The sequence below is a fragment of the Paraburkholderia madseniana genome (assembly GCF_009690905.1).
In the GTDB taxonomy this organism is placed as follows: domain Bacteria; phylum Pseudomonadota; class Gammaproteobacteria; order Burkholderiales; family Burkholderiaceae; genus Paraburkholderia; species Paraburkholderia madseniana.
In genome coordinates, this window is record NZ_VOSW01000099.1 from 1 (window position 1) to 17073 (window position 17073).

At 62.0% G+C, this 17073-nt stretch carries 9 protein-coding genes; 5 read left to right on the forward strand and 4 right to left on the reverse strand.

The features are described from left to right. A partial coding sequence (locus FSO04_RS36045; RefSeq protein WP_154566274.1) for an autotransporter family protein occupies positions 1-2738 on the forward strand: 2738 nt, incomplete at its 5' end. A 78-nt stretch (positions 2739-2816) separates the two neighbouring features. Here the strand turns inward: FSO04_RS36045 and FSO04_RS36050 are convergent. Continuing rightward, the gene (locus FSO04_RS36050; protein ID WP_154566275.1) at positions 2817-5816 is read right to left on the reverse strand and encodes an amino acid adenylation domain-containing protein; all 3000 of its coding nucleotides are present in this window, start codon (positions 5814-5816) and stop codon (positions 2817-2819) included. Between the two features lie 443 nt (positions 5817-6259). Beyond that, on the reverse strand, positions 6260-9583 hold the full coding sequence (locus tag FSO04_RS36055; protein ID WP_154566276.1) for a hybrid sensor histidine kinase/response regulator: 3324 nt from the start codon (positions 9581-9583) through the stop codon (positions 6260-6262). A 334-nt stretch (positions 9584-9917) separates the two neighbouring features. Here FSO04_RS36055 and FSO04_RS36060 point away from each other — a divergent pair, with 334 nt between their 5' ends. From FSO04_RS36060 to FSO04_RS36075, 4 genes are all read left to right on the forward strand, one after another. Further along, positions 9918-10571: a response regulator gene (locus tag FSO04_RS36060; RefSeq protein WP_154566277.1), complete on the forward strand. Its 654-nt coding sequence runs from the start codon at positions 9918-9920 to the stop codon at positions 10569-10571. Positions 10572-10809: 238 nt separating this feature from the next. Next, the gene (locus FSO04_RS36065; protein ID WP_154566278.1) at positions 10810-12117 is read left to right on the forward strand and encodes a hypothetical protein; all 1308 of its coding nucleotides are present in this window, start codon (positions 10810-10812) and stop codon (positions 12115-12117) included. A 776-nt stretch (positions 12118-12893) separates the two neighbouring features. After that, on the forward strand, positions 12894-13184 hold the full coding sequence (locus tag FSO04_RS36070) for a hypothetical protein (protein ID WP_154566279.1): 291 nt from the start codon (positions 12894-12896) through the stop codon (positions 13182-13184). A gap of 240 nt (positions 13185-13424) precedes the next feature. Continuing rightward, positions 13425-13922 (forward strand): glycoside hydrolase family 24 protein, encoded by a 498-nt coding sequence (locus FSO04_RS36075; RefSeq protein ID WP_154566295.1) that lies wholly within the window; start codon positions 13425-13427, stop codon positions 13920-13922. Positions 13923-13971: 49 nt separating this feature from the next. On the opposite strand, the gene aqpZ is transcribed toward FSO04_RS36075, so the two are convergent. Both aqpZ and FSO04_RS36085 read right to left on the reverse strand, forming a co-directional pair. After that, entirely contained in the window at positions 13972-14730 is a 759-nt protein-coding gene (gene aqpZ, locus FSO04_RS36080; protein ID WP_154566280.1) for an aquaporin Z, read from the reverse strand. Between the two features lie 325 nt (positions 14731-15055). After that, positions 15056-16753 (reverse strand): glycosyltransferase family 39 protein, encoded by a 1698-nt coding sequence (locus FSO04_RS36085; protein ID WP_154566296.1) that lies wholly within the window; start codon positions 16751-16753, stop codon positions 15056-15058. Positions 16754-17073 lie beyond the last annotated feature (320 nt).

Here is a 17073-nt window from a genome sequence, read left to right on the forward strand (position 1 = left end):
GCAACGTCGTCGTGAACAACGACGGAGGGCTGGGCGGTGGACAGGGTGAACCCGGAACGACCACAACCGGCATCGCCGCCGGCGTTCCCGGCTCCGGCCTGTTGGTCCTCGGTTCGGATAATACGATCAATAATTCGGCCAACGGCGTCATTGCTGCTGGGGGAGTCTCGCCAGGCGTTGCTTTGGGCACGGCGCTCTACGTCGCCGGCAACAATAACAGTATTTTCGATGCCGGCTCCATCCTCGGTAGCACCGGCAGTGGAGGGTTTTTCGGCGATGCGGTCGAGCTTGCGGGCAACAACAACAGGTTCGAATTGCAGGATGGCGCTGGTTTTCATGGCAACGTCGTCTCAACCGGGCAGAACAATATTTTCGCGCTCGGCGGCGCGGCCAACGGTACCTTCGATCTTTCCTCGATCGTTTCGTCGATCGATGCGACGAGCAACGCGACGCAATTCGCCGGTTTTAGCCAGTATCAAAAGACTGGCACCAGCACCTGGACGGCGACCGGCGCCGTTGGCGACAGCACGCCGTGGGCGATCGAGCAAGGCACGCTGGCGCTGAGCGGCACCGGCGACCTCAGCGCCGCGAGCAGCGTGACCGTTGGCACGGGCGCGACGACTGGCACGCTCGATATTTCGGGTGTAACTGCAAGCACGTCGACGCTCCAGAGCCTTGCCGGCAATGCATCGGGGCAGGTCGTGCTCGGCAGCAAAACGCTGAACATCTCGAACGGCCAGAACCAGAATTTCCAGGGGGTGATTTCCGGCACGGGCGGGGTCACGATGTCAGGCGGCGAGCAGACGTTGTCGGGCGCGAACACCTATAGCGGCGGTACCTTGCTCAACGGCGGGATTCTCTCGATCGCTTCCGACAGCAATCTTGGGGCTTCGACAGGCGCTCTCGCGTTCAACGGCGGCACGCTCGAGAATACGGCGAGCACCCAGTCATCGCGTGCGGTGACACTCGATGCCGGCGGCGGCACGTTCCAGACCGATGCGGATCTCACGCTCACCGGTCCGATTACTGGAACGGGCGCGCTCACCAAGACCGGCGCCGGCGTGCTGATCACGACTGCCGATAACACCTACACGGGTGACACGACGATCGCGTCCGGCACGCTTGCGGTTGGCGATGCAAGCCACCCAGGCGCCGCACTTTCCGGCGGCGGCGCAACCCAGGTCGATGCGGGCGCGACGCTCGGCGGCTACGGCAGCGTCACCGGCACCGTGACCAATAACGGCACCGTCGCCGTGGCCAATGCGGTACCGGGTTTCGCAGGCAATGCCAATGGCAACTTCGCGATCAACGGCACGTTGACCAGCAATGGCCTCGTGAGCGTCGGCGGGACGGGTGTCGGCAATGCGCTGGTCGTGACGAACTATGTGGGCGGCGCGGGCAGCACCATCAACCTCAACACCTACCTGGGGGGCGACGGTTCGCCGTCGGACCTCGTGAAGATCAATGGCGGCACCGCCACCGGCTCGTCGCGCCTGACTTTCCACAATGTCGGCGGCGCGGGTGCGGTCACCACCGGTAACGGTATTCTGGTCGTCGATGCCATCAATGGCGGCACTACAGCGGCGGGCGCATTCACAGGAGGGGTGGCGGTTGGCCCTTACCAGTATTCGCTCTACCGTGGCGCGGCCGACGGCTCGGATTCCAACGACTACTATCTGCGTTCGACGATCGATTGCACCGCCGCGCCGGCAGTATGCGGTTCTCCTACTCCCACTCCCTTTACCACCATACCGGACTACCGGTCGGGCATTTCGCTCTATATGGCGGTGCCGTCGATGGCGCTCAACTACGGCGAGAGCCTGATGGACATCCTGCAGCAGCGGATGGGCGAAGACGAGCAGTTCGAGAGCCGCGGCTCGAAGAACGACGGCACCTGGGGGCGCGTCATCGCCCAGCATGGTTGGCGCAACGGCGGTGCGCTCGGCATCTACGGCACCCGGGGGCCGAGCTTCAACTACGATACCTACGCGGCGCAGGGAGGCATCGACGTCTACCGCAATCAGCGTAAGGATGGCAGCCGTGATTTCGCGGGCGTGTATGGCGCGGTTGGCCAGATCTCCGGCGACGTGACGAACTTCGACGGCGCCCCGGCCGGGCGCGACCAGCTTACCGGCTATACGCTCGGCGGCTACTGGACGCATTTCGGCGCGTCGGGCTGGTATCTCGACGCCCAGGCACAAGGCACCCGGTATGACGTCAACGCGAGTTCGCCGAGCGACATGACGCTGAAGACCAGCGGCTACGGCCTCGGTTCGTCGCTGCAGGGCGGCTACCCGATTCCGCTGCCGAACAACTGGAGCATCGTGCCACAGGCACAGCTCGTCTATCAGAACCTTTCCCTCAACGATTCAGGCGACACGGCCTCCAGCGTGTATTTCCATAACGCCAACTCGCTTGCTGGCCGGATCGGGGCTGAGGTCAAAAAAAGCTGGCTGTTCGACTCGTCTTCCACGCATGCGCAGATTTTGAACACGTGGTTTCGCACCGATCTCCGCCAGGAGTTCGTGGCCAATCCGCGTGTGTCGTTCTCGTCGGCGACGGGCCCCGTGGCGTTCGAGTCCGATTCGCGCGGGTCCCAGGTCGAGCTGAGCGCCGGTGTTACCGCCCAGTTCCGAAGCGTCGCTTTCTACGCGAGCGCGGGCTACGACTTCGGCGTTGGCGTCGAGAATCACAGCAACGGCTACGGTGGCAAGGTCGGATTGCGTTACAACTGGTGATAAACCGGGGGTCGGTTGCGCGGGATGTGCCAGTCCCGCGCACCGCGGGACTGTTGTCGCACGAGTTTGACGCAGCCGTTACCCAACGGCGGCGGAAACGCCGATCGATTCAGCCAGATACTTTTCCAGTTCCTCTCTCGTGAACACGGGTTCATTGATCCCGCTGCCCGCGAGAAACTTGGACACGTTGCTGCAGTCCCACCGATACGTGTCTTGATAGAGCTCCACGGTGGAACGGCCGTCGTACATGTTATCGACGAACAGGCTCAGCAACGGAAACAGCGGCGCTTCGCTGTCATGCTTCCACATCGCGAGCCATTCGCTGAACGGGACGAAATCGAATTTAAAGCCGAAGTGCCGCTCAAGTAGTGAGAAGAACTGCGTCAATGTCAGGTTATTCCGGTCGGAATGAATGAGATTGAACTTGGTGCCGAGGCACGCAGGATTCCTCGAAATATGGGCGATGGCGCGCACCATGTAGTCGACCGTCGTCAATCCCTCCCGCAGTTCGCGCAGGTTGGGTACCGCCCGCAGCCTGATGCAGGTCTCGACCAGCCGGCCCCACCATTGATAGCTTGCGCCAAGCCCCGTATCGCTGTTGAACGTGGCGTAGCCGAGCCGGAATGTCGCGAGCGGCAGCCCCATCGAAGACGCAAGATCGGCAATCTTCTCCATCACCCATTTGCTGCGGACATAGCCGATATCGGTCATCACGGCCGGAAGATTCTGGTCGATGTCGTCGCCCTCGGTCATCACCGTCTTTCCCGTATGCAGATGACCCCAGCTGTACACGGAAATCGTGGACAGAAGCATCAGTGCCTTCAGCTTGTCGCGGGCGGCAAACGCGATGACTTCCTTCAGGGCATCGACATTGTCCCGTTTCATGTACGAGTACGGCTGGATGAAGTTCACGGCACTGGCCGAGTGGTAAATCACATCCGTGTCCCGGCAGAGCGCAAGGTAGTCGTCGTGCGCCATGCCGAATTCAGGAAGCGACAGATCGGCTGCATGCGCGATGATCCGGCGCTTCTGCCCAGGTTCGATGCGATAGGTCCGCAACGCCTCGTCGATTCTCGATGCGGCGATGCTGTCATTCGCCGCTCGCACCGTGCAATGCACGAGCGCGTTGGTTGTGCGCAGAAGCTCGTCAAGCAGATGGACCCCGACAAATCCCGTCGCGCCGGTCAGCACGACCGCGCGCGGTTCGCGCAGCCGGCTGTTGTCGAACGGTTGCTTGAACGTGATTCCGCGCCGAAGCTCGATGTCACGCTGCAACGCGTGGACCGGCTCGGCGTCCAGTCGCGGCTGCGCCGCGCGCGAGCGCCCTTCGAGGCGTTGCGCAAGTGCCGTAGCGTTTTGGCATTCGTAGACGTCGCGGATATAGACCTTTTCTCCCAACTGCCCGGTCATCGTCGACACCAGCTGCGCCACGAGCAGGGAGTCACCGCCGATGTCGAAGAAGCTGTCATGCGCTCCGAAGTCGCGATGTCCGAGCACGCTCGCAAACGCGTCCAGAACCGGCTTTTCCCGCGCGCCGGGTTGCGGTATTTGACTGCTGGCGTCGCGGGCGGCGCTCACGTGTCGGGCCCGCAAGAGCGCTTTGTCGGTCTTGCCATTGACCGTCAACGGAATATCGGCAAGATCGATGTAGCGGGAGGGGCGCATGTAGTCCGGCAGGCGCGCGCGCGCGTCGGCCCTGATCTGCTGGACGACCGATTCGAACATCGCGTCGCGGTTCTCCCGCACGACACACGCCACGATTTCCTTGCGGGCATCTGCCTCTTCGCTGATCACGATCACAGCCGCTTTTCTGACGGACGGCAGCCTGGCAAGGAACGCCTCGATTTCCCCGAGTTCCACACGGTTGCCACGGATTTTGACCTGATCGTCGGTGCGCCCGAGATATTGGACCGTGCCGTCCGGCAGCCAGCGCGCGAGGTCGCCGGTGCGGTACATGCGCGCCCCGTGCTTTAGCGGATGCGGCGGGAATTTCTCACGCGTAAGCGCTTCGTTGTTCAGGTAGCCTCTTGCGAGGCAGGAACCGGCGATAAACAGTTCACCTGTCTCGCCGTCCTTCGGCTGTTCCAGCCGGTCGGTCAGAATCAGAATTTCCGTGTCTGTTACCGGTCGGCCGATCGACGCGGGTTTTCCGGACTGCGAACCAGGTACGTGATGGACCGTCGCAAAGATGGTGGCTTCTGTCGGCCCATAGTAGTCGATGAGTGCATACGTCAGGCCGTCCGTATCGACTGGCATGAGCTTTTCGCCAGCCGTAAACAGATACGTGAGAGAAAGCGCTTGATCGCGGCTCGCGCGTACCACGTCCGGCACCATCACCGTCGGGACGAACGCGTGAGTGATGGCGTTCTTGTGATAGAAGTCGACCAACGCACTCGCGTCGACGCGCGTTTCCTCATCGGGCAGGAACAACGTCGCGCCCGCTGCGAGCGCCGACCATATCTCCCATTGGCAGACATCGAACCCGAGGCCTGCCATCACAGGCATGCGACTGTCGGCTGTGACCGAAAACTTTTCGTTATGCCACTGAACGAGGCGGGAGACCGAATGATGTTCGATCATGACGCCCTTGGGCACGCCCGTCGTCCCCGATGTAAAGATCACGTACATGAGATCGTCGGCTGACGGCTCGCCACTGACCGCTGCACGGGCTGTCGACGATGAGGAATCCGTCAACGAAGAGACGCTTGCATAGGTGAACGCCGCGGCATCCGGTTTGCGGGGGCAATCCAGAGCCGTCAGGACGATACGGGAGCCGCTCTCCGCAATGAGGTATTGCTTTCGTACCGCGGGATACCGGCTATCGATCGGAATGTAGGCCGCATTCGCTTTCAGCACGCCGACCATCGCGACGATGAAATCGACGGACCTCGTGCCTTCGACAGGAACCACACTGCCCGAGCCTAAGCCATGAGAGGCCAGAAACCGGGCCACCGCGTCGCTTCTGCGGGACAACTCTTGATACGTGAGCGTGTCCGAGCCGCTGGAAAGGGCCGTCGCATTCGGCGCGGCCGCTACCCGGTCCATGAAAAGATTCAGCACGGTTCTATCGATCTGCATGAGTTTTTCCATTGCGTGATTGCATGAATTTGCACCGGAATCATTGAGCCGGACAGACCGGGCGGCAACTATCAAAGCGTATAGGCACATGCATCGGGCGGACCATCCTTTTGGGGTGTCGCCCATATGAGATTGGGCGCAGGCGGGGAATTTCCTGGTGCCTAATGGAAGTTCCGGAAACCAGAATGGATGCTGCGATGCCTGAGATTCAGAATGACAAAAGCGACGCACCGCAATTTGCGGGCTGGCTACGCGTGCTTTACAGGGAGTCGGCCACGGCGTGCATACAGCGGCTCGATGGAAGGGTGCGCCACGACGAGCTGCTCGAGAACATACACGCCGCGTTTGGGCCGGATTGCGTCGTGCAGATTACGGGAGGCCGTGTGAGGGTCGTTCACGAGAGCGTGACAGGCTGGTTTGAGCTGTCCGATCCGTGCGCGTGACTACGAGTTCGCGGCGACGATCTCGCTCAGCGCCGCCGCCAGTTCCTCGAACTTTGCGCTCAGCGCTTCCCAACGGCTTTCTGCGCAAAGCGATTGAAGCGAAAGACACTCGGCGGCCTCTGCATCGAGCCCCATCGCCAGCAATGCGCCCTGAAGCCGATGAAGGCTGCGGCGGCTGCGGCTGCGGTCGCGGCTCGCGAGTGCTTGCCGGATCGAGCGATAATCGCGGGGCCAGCTTTCGGCGAATACTCCGCGCAACGCGTCATCCACGCGGGTGACTGGCGCAGCGGCGGACCAGTCCTGCCCGCTGCGTGCCGAGGCTTTGATGGCGCTCGCCCTCTGCAGCGCGTCATTCAGGTCGGCCAGCAGCACGGGCTTGCGCATGATGCGCGAGAACCGCGTCGCGGCTTCGGGCGCAATGTCGTCGGCGCCGGCCGCCGTTGTCGCGATCACGAATGCGTGCGGATCGCGCCGGCGGATCTCGTCGAGCAGTCCGACGCCATCGAGATACGGCATGCCGATATCGGTGATGACGGCGTCGGGCCTGCGTTCGAGCCACATCTCAAGCGCCTCGCGTCCGTCGTTCGCGCTTCGCACCGAGGTAAAGCCCAGCGCCTCCAGCTGATGCGCGATGAGCACGCGATTGACGGGGTCGTCCTCGGCAGTCAGGATTTCCAGCCCTGAAGTGTCGCCCCGTGCGTCGCGCACCGGGCTGTCCGGTCCCGACGCGGCGTTGCCAGCCAGCGTAAGCAGCGCGGAGAGCAGGGTATCGCTCGAGTAGGGGGTGACCGTGAGGCCGTCCGCGCTCGGCGCGGGCGTAACGGGGCCGCGGGGCGTGATCTGGATCGTGCCGAAGCGGGGCGGTGGGGCGTACGCTGTGACGCGCGAATCGTCGGCTTCGTCATGATCGGTTGCCGCGATACGTATGTCGGGAACGTCGATGTCGTCTTCGTTCTGAACGAGCGTTGCGCCCCAGCGCTCAAGCCGGCCGCGCAACATTTGCACAAGCCGGCGATCTTTGCTGACGATGTCGATCGACACGTTCGTCAGCGGCGGCATGTCAGCGACCCCGGTATCCTCGGGCGCGCACAGCGGCAACTCGATGCCAAATACGCTGCCCACGTCTGGCTCGCTGTTCAGCGTGATGCGTCCGCCCATCAACTCGGCCAGACTGCGGCACAGGAACAGTCCAAGTCCGGATCCGCCAAAGCGGCGGCTGATCGACGCGTCGGCCTGCGTCAGCGGCTTGAAAACCATCGCCTGCAATGCGGACGGAATGCCGATACCGGTGTCGGCGACTTCAATTCTTACCCATTTGCTGCGTCCGTCCTGCGATAGCAGGCGCGTCGACACGGTGATCCAGCCGTGTTGCGTGAACTTCGCCGCATTGTTGACGAGGTTTTGCAGGATCTGCATCAGACGATGGTCGTCGCCTTCAAGCAGACGGTCGAGCTCGGGATCCGTGTAGCAATGCAAAGCGAGATTTCGACCTTGTACCGTAGGCGCGAACTGCTGCGCGCAATGTTCGACCACACGATTCAGGCAGATTGACTGCGGATTGATCGTCAGCGCGTTCGCCTCTATCTGCGTCGCGTCGAGTAAATCGCCGATCAGCGAGTCGAGCGAATCGAACGCACGGCGGATCATCATCACGTGCTCGCGCTGCCGGTCATCTAGTTCGCCGCGCTCGAGCAGTTCCAGATGGCCCGTGACGCCGTGTACAGGTGTCCTGATCTCGTGACTCATGATCGCGATGAACATCGATTTCTCTTTGTTCGCGCGGTCCGCAGCGCGGCGCGCTTCAATGAGCATCGTTTCAGCGGCCTTGCGCTCGGTGATATCGACCAGCCCGAAAAGAACGGCATCGTGGCCGCGAAACCGCGTCGCCGACGAGGCCACGCCGATATAGCTGTCGCCGGCGCCGGACGTCCAGCGCATTTCGAAGAAGTTGTGCTGCGGGGTCGGGTTGTCCGGCAACGCGCGCGCCGTTTCGCGTCGATCGCAAACGGCTGTTTCATAAAAGCGGAGATGCTCGGCCGCGTCGGGACCTGTCAGCAAATGCTTTGCAACGGCATTCTCAAGCACGATCGAGCGCTGCGCGAGGTCGAACACGGCGATGCCCACCGGCGCGGTATCCACGATGGAGCGATTGAACTGCTCGGCTTCCACCAGTTTTTCTGCATCGCGTTCGAAGGGCTTTGCGACGCGCCGGTCGAAATAGGCGACACCTGTCCACAGCAGCGCCAGCGCAGCGACGCAAAGCAGCAGCGCTGCTTCGATATCGCCACGCATGCTGCTTGCGACCTCCTTCCAGTCGAATAATGCGTAGACGGCAATCCAGCCGGGGCCATCGATGCGTTGCGCGACGATAAAGGTCAAGCCGTTGCGGATAACCGTTCTTGTGTCGCCCGTTCCTTTCAGTCGGGAAGCTGCCGCTTCGACCGCCGCGAGCAGGCGCGCGTCCGTCGGCGACCGGGACACGTTGGCGATGGGTCTCAACTCGCTGCTGTCGAGTACGAAAAACCCATCCGGGCGCGACGATCGCATGAAATATTGAAGAAACTGGTCGGTCGGAATAGTGGCTACGATGGTCGCCATCCGCTGCCGGCCGCGGAAGACCGGCAGAACGATTTCCGCCAGAATTTGCCGATGGACGGGATCTTTCACCGACGACCATATCGGCCGCTTTGCGCGCAACACCTCGGACGTCCGGTGTTCGAGGAGAGGTTCGACGCGATCGGTTTGCGAGCGGATGAACGCGGGCACGCCCTGCGCTTTTACATTCGCGGGGTCGAAAGGCGGCCGCACGGGTGCGGCCGCCAGGAAGGACCGGTCCGGCGAATAGACGAACCCCGAAACGGTGATGTCACGATGCAGATCGAATGCCGGCGCGGCGGAAATCCCGCGCACAATGTGGAGCATCGTGCCGAGTTCCGTTGTGTTCTGAATGGTCCCGGGCGTGACGGCAAGCAGGAATGGCGTAGCCGAAAGATCCGCGCCACTGACGGCAACGCCATCGTGCCGGCGCAGTTCGTCCCGGTAGCGCGACAGCGGAATGATTTCCTGCCGGCGAAAGGTCCAGTTGCCTTCATACAGGTCGACCATGCTCATCAGTCTGGATGACAATCGAACCGTCTCCGACTGGACGCGTTCCTGATTCCGGACGAAAGTACTTTCCTTTTCCTCTATCACGTGCGCAAGCGAGCTGCTGACGAAAAGCACGGTGGCGCTGCCGATCGTGGCGGAAAGCAGCAGCGCAAACCCGTACAGCATGCGCCGATGAAAACGCGCAGTCTGGGCAAGCGAGCGTTGCGATGGAAACACTTTTTTCCCCGGTTCAGAATGCGCAGATCATTCCGGACGAGCGATGTCTGCGGGGTGATCGATAGGTGCGTGGAGTGTACTGCAGCGACGGAGCACTGCGATTGTCGTCTTTGGGCGAAAGCCTATATAAATAACGGTGGATGCCCATGTATCGCGAGACCGGATCCGGAATAATGGCGTACCGCCCGACGGGCGCAGAGGAGGCGGATTCGTCTCGCGATGCATCGGGCATGAACTGGCCGGGAGCGGGCGGATACCTACGCGGCAACGCCCGTGAGAATACTGCGGTCAACGGGTGCAACAGACTCCAACAGAGCGTCGGATCGAGGACAACATGAACAAGATCAGGGTTGCGGTGGCGGACGACCACCCGATAGTGCTGGCGGGGATCGAAAGCATGCTGCGCGATGCGCCGGACATCGAAGTCCTGTTTCAGGCCGGCAAAATCAAGTCATTGCTGGCGAAGGTTCGGGAACAGCCGCTGGACGTTCTCGTATGCGACTACGAGTTCGAAGACAATGAAAGCGCGGATCGACTGAACCTGTTACGCCGGTTGACGCAAATCGTGCCGGATACAAGGGTGTTATTCCTGAGCTCGCATTCGGCTACGCACATCGTGTCGACCGCCCTCGCGAATGGCGCGGCCGGCTTTATCGGCAAGTCGAAGGCTGACTTCGCGATACTGGACGATGCTATCCGTCGGGTCCACAGCGGCGAGACGTATATTCCCACGTCCATTGCGAGCGCGATTATTTCCAGCGTATTCAGTACGAGAACGCGTCAGGGCAGCGGGCTCGAGGCGCTTTCGCCACGGGAGCTCGAAGTGGTGCGGCTGATATGCGCCGGGCATTCGATTGCCGAAGTCGCGCAGCGGGTGAGCCGGAGCCCGAAGACCATCAGTAACCAGAAGAACGCCGCGATGAAGAAGCTCGCCGCGCGCAACGATGTCGAACTCGCGAAGGCGGCGCGGGATCTCGGGATCATCTGAGCGATTGCGCGCCGGGTTCCGGTTGCAGTCAAGCGCGATTCGATACCCCTATTAATCTTTATAGTAGTTCCCCGGGAAGGCGCGCTCTAACCTCTAGCACTGTGCTACGGACGCCTGATGCATCGACAGATCTGACGTTGATGGCATCTCACGATAGTTCGGGTTGCAGAATAAGACGATTGAAGTCTGCACGATTATCGCCTGCAAAAAGAGGGAAACGACGCAAATGAAAACGCGGATGACGACATTTCCGTCCACACCGAGGACGCGTGCGTGGCGGGCCGCCGTGTCGCTCAGCGTCGCGGCGCTGCTGGCCGCAATCGGCCCGACGGCGTTTGCACAGCGTGCTGTCGAGCAGCCGAGAAAAACCTGCGATACCGCGACGACACCGTTTTGCGACGCAACGATGGCGCCTGTACCAGGATGGAAAGGGCGCGTATTCAGACTGGCGCAACATTACCCGGCCTCCGCACCGAAGGACGTCCAGCCGTGGCTGTCGTTCGATCCGCATCGCAAGCCGCAGGAATATCTCGATGCGGTACTCGCGTACTTCTATGAAGGCAATACGCGTTCGAACACCGAGGCGAGCTTCGATCCAGCGCTCAACCGAGTGCGGGGGTGGTACAACGCGCCGTGGCAGGATCGCGGTACGAACGGGCGGGAATTTGTCCATGGGCTAACTCGCGAGCGGGTCTCCCTGCCGGGCGAACTCGATCCGAAACAGACACTGCCGTGGAATAACTATGCTGTCGGTTTTTATAATGCGCCGGGTGGGGTGACGCTCGGCAAGGTATGGGCGAACCATGGCAATCCCGACGCCGGTCTCGCCACCATGCCGGAGGGGACGGTTGCCGCAAAGCTGCTTTTCACGACGGCTCCGGTCGAGCAGGTTCCGTGGCTCGCAGGGTCGCCCGAATGGCAGGCCTACGTCTATGATCCGAACGATTCCCACCCTCGCGCGACGAGCCCCCGGGCGATACGGACGGTTCGTCTTCTGCAGGTCGATATCGCAGTGAAGGATCGCCGCGCCACGGACACCGGTTGGGTGTTCGGCACGTTTGTCTATGGCGGTGGACCGGGACGCAAGGCGAAAGGCGGATCGGGGAGCGGGTGGCAGAACGTTTCGCCGGTCGGGGTCATGTGGGGCAACGATCCGGGCTACAAGCCGGGCCATGGTGAGTTACAGCAGACCGCGCTGAATCCCGCAGTCCATATGCCACACCTCGGATATCAAGGACGTTTGAACGGTCCTGTCGACAACGCCGTTTCCTCCTGCATGTCGTGCCATTCGACCGCTGAACTGCCGCAGGGCACGATGGTGCCGCCGAAAGGCGCCGATCCGGCTCCGTGGTTCCGCAACATTGAATCCGGCGTGCCGTTCGACGCCGGCCACAAGCCGCTTGACTACTCGCTGCAGCTCGAAGTGGGGCTGGTCAATTTCCTGCGGCAAAACCCGTCGGTTTTTCCGCGCTCGCTATCGGCGGCCCAGGTCGAGCGCGTGCACCAGGACATAGGCAAGCCATTATCGCGCGCCGGTGACGAGTAGCGCCCCGCGTGATGCAACGCGAAGCGATGCGCGTTTCGCACACACGTTGATGTGCGCACTGGCAGGGCGGCTTTTGCCGGTGGTAACTCGCACTTTGGGTGTCGGCCCATGGCGCAACGCGGCCGTTGTTCCTGCCATGACGCCGGCTGAACCATGGGGAAGGGCGGCGCGATGGCCGCGGCAAAACCTGTGAGAGTTCATAGTTTTTGCGGGGCGCACTCCGTGCTGAAATCGGCGTTGCCCATCTCGGGGCAAGCCATCGCGTGCTGTGTTGCACGTTCGTCCTGCGCACGGGGGAGTACATCATATGACGGAGAAGGGGCGCATTGCGACGGGTAATAGACGCCGCAATGCCTTGATCCTTGTGCTTTGTGCGCCTCTGCTTCTTGCCGGCTGCGTCACCTACGTCCGGCCGGGTGCAACACCGGCGATGCGCGACAGCGACCTCGGGCAATGCCAGTCGCTTGCGTACCGACGGGCGCCCCCCGAGCTGCAGACGGAAATGGTCAGCCCCGCTTACGTGACGCCGCCCGCCGAATGGTGCCGAAGGCACCATCATCACGAGCTTTGCAGGTACGAGCCCGGGTACTACGTGCCGCCTGAATACGCGAATGTCGACGTCAACGATGCGGCGAGAAATGCGCGGATAGACGCGTGCATGTCAGGGCGTGGCTATGTGAAAAAGGTCACGTTCTAGCCGCTTCCCCGTGCCGCCTGTGCGGCCGACGGTAATACGACTGAAAAACTCACTCTTTTGCCCGTGCCGGTTTCCCGCGATGTTCGCGATTATCGGCACGAGCCGGTGGGAAACCGGCAACCTTGTTTCGTATGGATCCCTGATAATGTCGCAGCACAAGAAAAGTATGCAGATAATGCCGTGGCTCGTAGTCGCCGACGATGTTGTGCGAGCGGCCCGCATCGAGCAGTTGACACGGGAAGCGATGGTAGGACGCGCATTGATGGAAACATACTGCGCGATCAGTGGTGCGGCGCAGCTTCGGGCAACCGGTCCAGTCCCCGACCAGCATCCGATGGTGGTCGAGACGAAGGACTGCAATGTAGGGTAAGCGGTTGGGTGCATCCTTCCTGGCCGAAATCCACAGCGCTCCAGAACGTAGTGTCTAGCACCTCGATATGCATTCGAACGCGTGCCGGCCGCACCTATAAAGATCTCTAGTGATCCTTAAGAAACAACCCGTATATCGTGCGTTATAGACCATTGCGGTCATTCGACGAGCAGGCGGGCGCCTGCCGCGTGAGTCCGCATATGGCCATGTTGGCTAAACGACGCGATAAAGGAGCAAGTGATGGCAAGAATCTCTGTGGCGCAGGCTGGAAACAAAAACCGTATTGCCTTCCTCGACATGATCGCCCATTCGGAGGGCACTGCGGCTGACCCGGTGACCAAGGACGACGGCTACGACGTACTCGTGACCGGAGAAAAGGGTTCACAGCGGTTTGACAGCTACGCAGATCATCCCGATGTCCTGGTGACGGTAAACAACAAGGGCCTTAAATCCACCGCTGCCGGTCGCTATCAGCTGCTTTACCGGTTCTGGCTGCCGTACAAGACGATGCTGAAGCTGCCGGACTTCAGCCCGGTTTCGCAGGACCTCGTCGCGTTGCAACAGATCCGCGAGCGACACGCGCTTCAGTCCATCGATGACGGAAAATTTGCCGATGCGGTCAAGGCGTGCGCGAATATCTGGGCATCCTTGCCGGGCAATAGTTATGGCCAGCATGAAAATGACGTGAACGTGCTGCAGCTCGCGTACGTGGCGGCCGGCGGGGTCGTTACCGCGTAAAGGAATGCACCGGCGGCAAGCCGTCGGTGCATTCTTCGTGCTGCAGACCTTACGGCTCCATCGAACCGGCAGGTGCGAGAGCTTGTGCAAGGGTTTCCTGTTTGTCTTTTGCCGCGTCGAGCAGCAGGCGATAGAGCAGGCCGCCGACCGCGCCGCCAAGCAACGGCACGACCCAGAACATCCACAACTGCTGCAAAGCCCAGCCTCCCTGGAACAGCGCAACCGCCGTGCTGCGAGCCGGATTCACCGACGTACTGGTGACTGGAATGCTGATCAGGTGGATGAGGGTGAGTGCGAAGCCGATTGCGATAGGCGCGAAACCCTTGGGCGCGCGATCGTCTGTCGCCCCCTGAATCACTATCACAAAGAACGCCGTCAGCACGAATTCCGACAGCATTGCAGCGTGCAATGCGTATCCGGCCGGGGAATGGGCGCCGTAGCCATTGGCCGCAAAGCCGGAGGCCTGCGCGCTGAAACCGTCCTTGCCCGTGGCGATCCCATAAAGAACGGCTGCGGCGGCAATGCCGCCGATCAATTGGGCGACGATGTACGGAATCACGTCTCTGGCGGGAAATCGCCCGCCGGCGCACAGGCCCACTGTCACAGCCGGATTGAAATGCGCGCCCGAAATATGTCCGACTGCATAGGCCATGGTGAGCACCGAAAGGCCGAACGCGAGCGCCACGCCTACGAAGCCGATACCGGACTGCGGCGTAACGGCGGCCGCAAGCACGGCGCTGCCGCATCCGCCCAATATTAGCCAGAACGTTCCAAATGCTTCCGCTGTCAGTCGTCGGGATAGGGTCATGGTTTTCTCCTTGCAGATGGCGTATGCAACGCGGTGCGTCGAATATCGGGCATCGTCGCACGAACCTGACAAGGAGAAAGCTATAAGAACTATCAGGTTCGGCATCTCGAACGGCTGCGGTTTCGCATCCGGATTTGCGGCGTCAGCGTCTGTAAATCACCGTCCTATGGCAGGCTTTCCGCTTTGCGTGGAGCGGCGAGCCACGAGCGCCATGCGCCCCGCTGTGTCCGGTACGGGCGCGAAAGCGCAAGCGTGCGCCGAAAAAAGCGGCCATTGATGCTGTCGTCTCTCGGGTCTTCGAGCATTGCGGCGGATTACGGTCGCTTCACGGTTGCGGTCTCGCGACCATCACGCGACGCAGATCGCGCGCAATCACCCGCATCGGCAGTCCTTCGGCAGCCAAGCGCTGATAAAGCGCGGGCGGCAGCAACGCCATCGCGTAGCGCTTGCGCTTCCATAGTGCGACCCAGTCGTCGACGGTAGGCACCCATCTGTATGGCTCCAGAGATGCTCCGAACGACAGTTCGTCGCCGTGATGGACCATGATCATCGTGTGCCCGATGTAGAAGGGCAGTGTGTGGTCCAGCATGTCGACCGAGTAAAAGGGTGTGTCGGGCGGCAGCTTCGCGAGTTCGGCCTTGACCGCTGGCGCGAGCAACGCCCCCGAGCTGTACCGGCCGAACGCCTCGTGACCGTTGCCGCCGATGGCCGCCAACGCGAACCAGCCGAATGCGAACGCAACGACGCTCGCGGCGAGCGCGCCGCTTGCCGGTGCTCGTAACGCGAGGCGGTTCAGCCATAGTGCGACGAGGGTGAACACGAAGCAGGTGGCGAGCGCCGCGTAAATCCACAGCTGGAACTTGCGGTACAGCGCGGGCGGATTCTTTGCATCGCCCAGGTGAGCAAGGACCAGCGCGCCGAACGCGGCGAGGACCAGCAGTACGAGGTAGGCGAGCAGATGGCGGCGCCACTGCGGGGCGCGCAGGGCCGGCAAATACGCGCCGATAGTCAGCGCGAGCGCAGGGGCGATCGGCAGCGTGTACGGGATCAGTTTCGAATGCGAAACGCTGAAGAATGCAAAGGTGAACGCCGACCATACCAGCAGCATTTTCGCCGGCGCGAAGCCGTTCGTCTGGCGCGGCGCGCGCAGCGCCAGACGCACGCTCTGGCAGCAGACCGACAGCCATGGAAGCAGGCCGATCAGCAGCACCGGCACGAAGTAGTAGATCGGCCCCGGGCGATGCTGTGCAGGTGTCAGATAACGCTGGAACTGCTGGACCACAAAGAAGTAGTGGGCGAATTCCGGATTCGCGCGCTGCACCAGCACGAACCAGGGCGCTGCGACGATCGTGAAGATTAACGCGCCGCTGGCCAGGTGCAGGCGTTTCCATAGCGCCCAGTCGCGCGATAGCAGCGAATAAAGGATCACGGTCGCGCCAGGCACGATCAGCGCGGTCAGCCCTTTGGATAGCAGCGCGAGGGCCATTGCCGCCCAGCACGCCCACATCCAGCCGCGCTGCGCCGCGCGGCTGGAATCCGGCAACTGCGCGATCAGCAGCGCGCACAGCGAGAGCGCCATCCAGAACGAGACGCCGGTGTCGAGCATGTCGTAATGGCCCATCAGGTTCCAGTACGGCGAACTCGCAAGCACCGCCGCCGCCATCACGCCGGCCGCGGCGTTGAACACGCGCGTGCCGGTGTAGCCGACCAGCAGGATGCCGGCAAAGCCGCTCAGCGCGGTGTAGAGCCGTGCCTGCCACTCGCCCATGCCGAACCACGCGAAGGTGAGCGCGTTGATCCAGATCTGCAGCGGCGGCTTTTCAAAGTACTTATAGCCGTTGTAGCGCGGGGTAATCCAGTCGCCACTGACGAACATCTCGCGGGCCATTTCGGCATAGCGGCCTTCGTCGCTCGGGATCAGATGGCGGTAGTCAAGCTGGGCGAACCACCCGATGGCAAACAGCAGCGTGACCAGCAGCAGCGCAGCGGGTGCCAGCGACAACCACCGGGTGCGCGCGCGCATGGCGAGACTGGGCGCTGGCACAGCGCCGGCGACGAGCAAGTCGGGGGCGGGGATGTCTTGCATCAGGAGCCTATTCGGACCGAAGGCTTGTCGTCGCGTTGCTCGCGCCGCCACAGCCAATGCGCGGCAGGCGCGATGGCGAGGAAAGCCTCGCGCAACGTGGCAACGTACCAACGTGCAGCGGGGCCCTGTTCCAGGTTGACGTTATCTCAAGGCGCGGCGAGCGCTAGCTATCAGGTCCAATAGGTTTTCGCGCGCCCCGAAATCGGATGAAGGTGCCGTCCCGTCACCGGTGCAATTTGGGTGGGTGCCCATTCGCC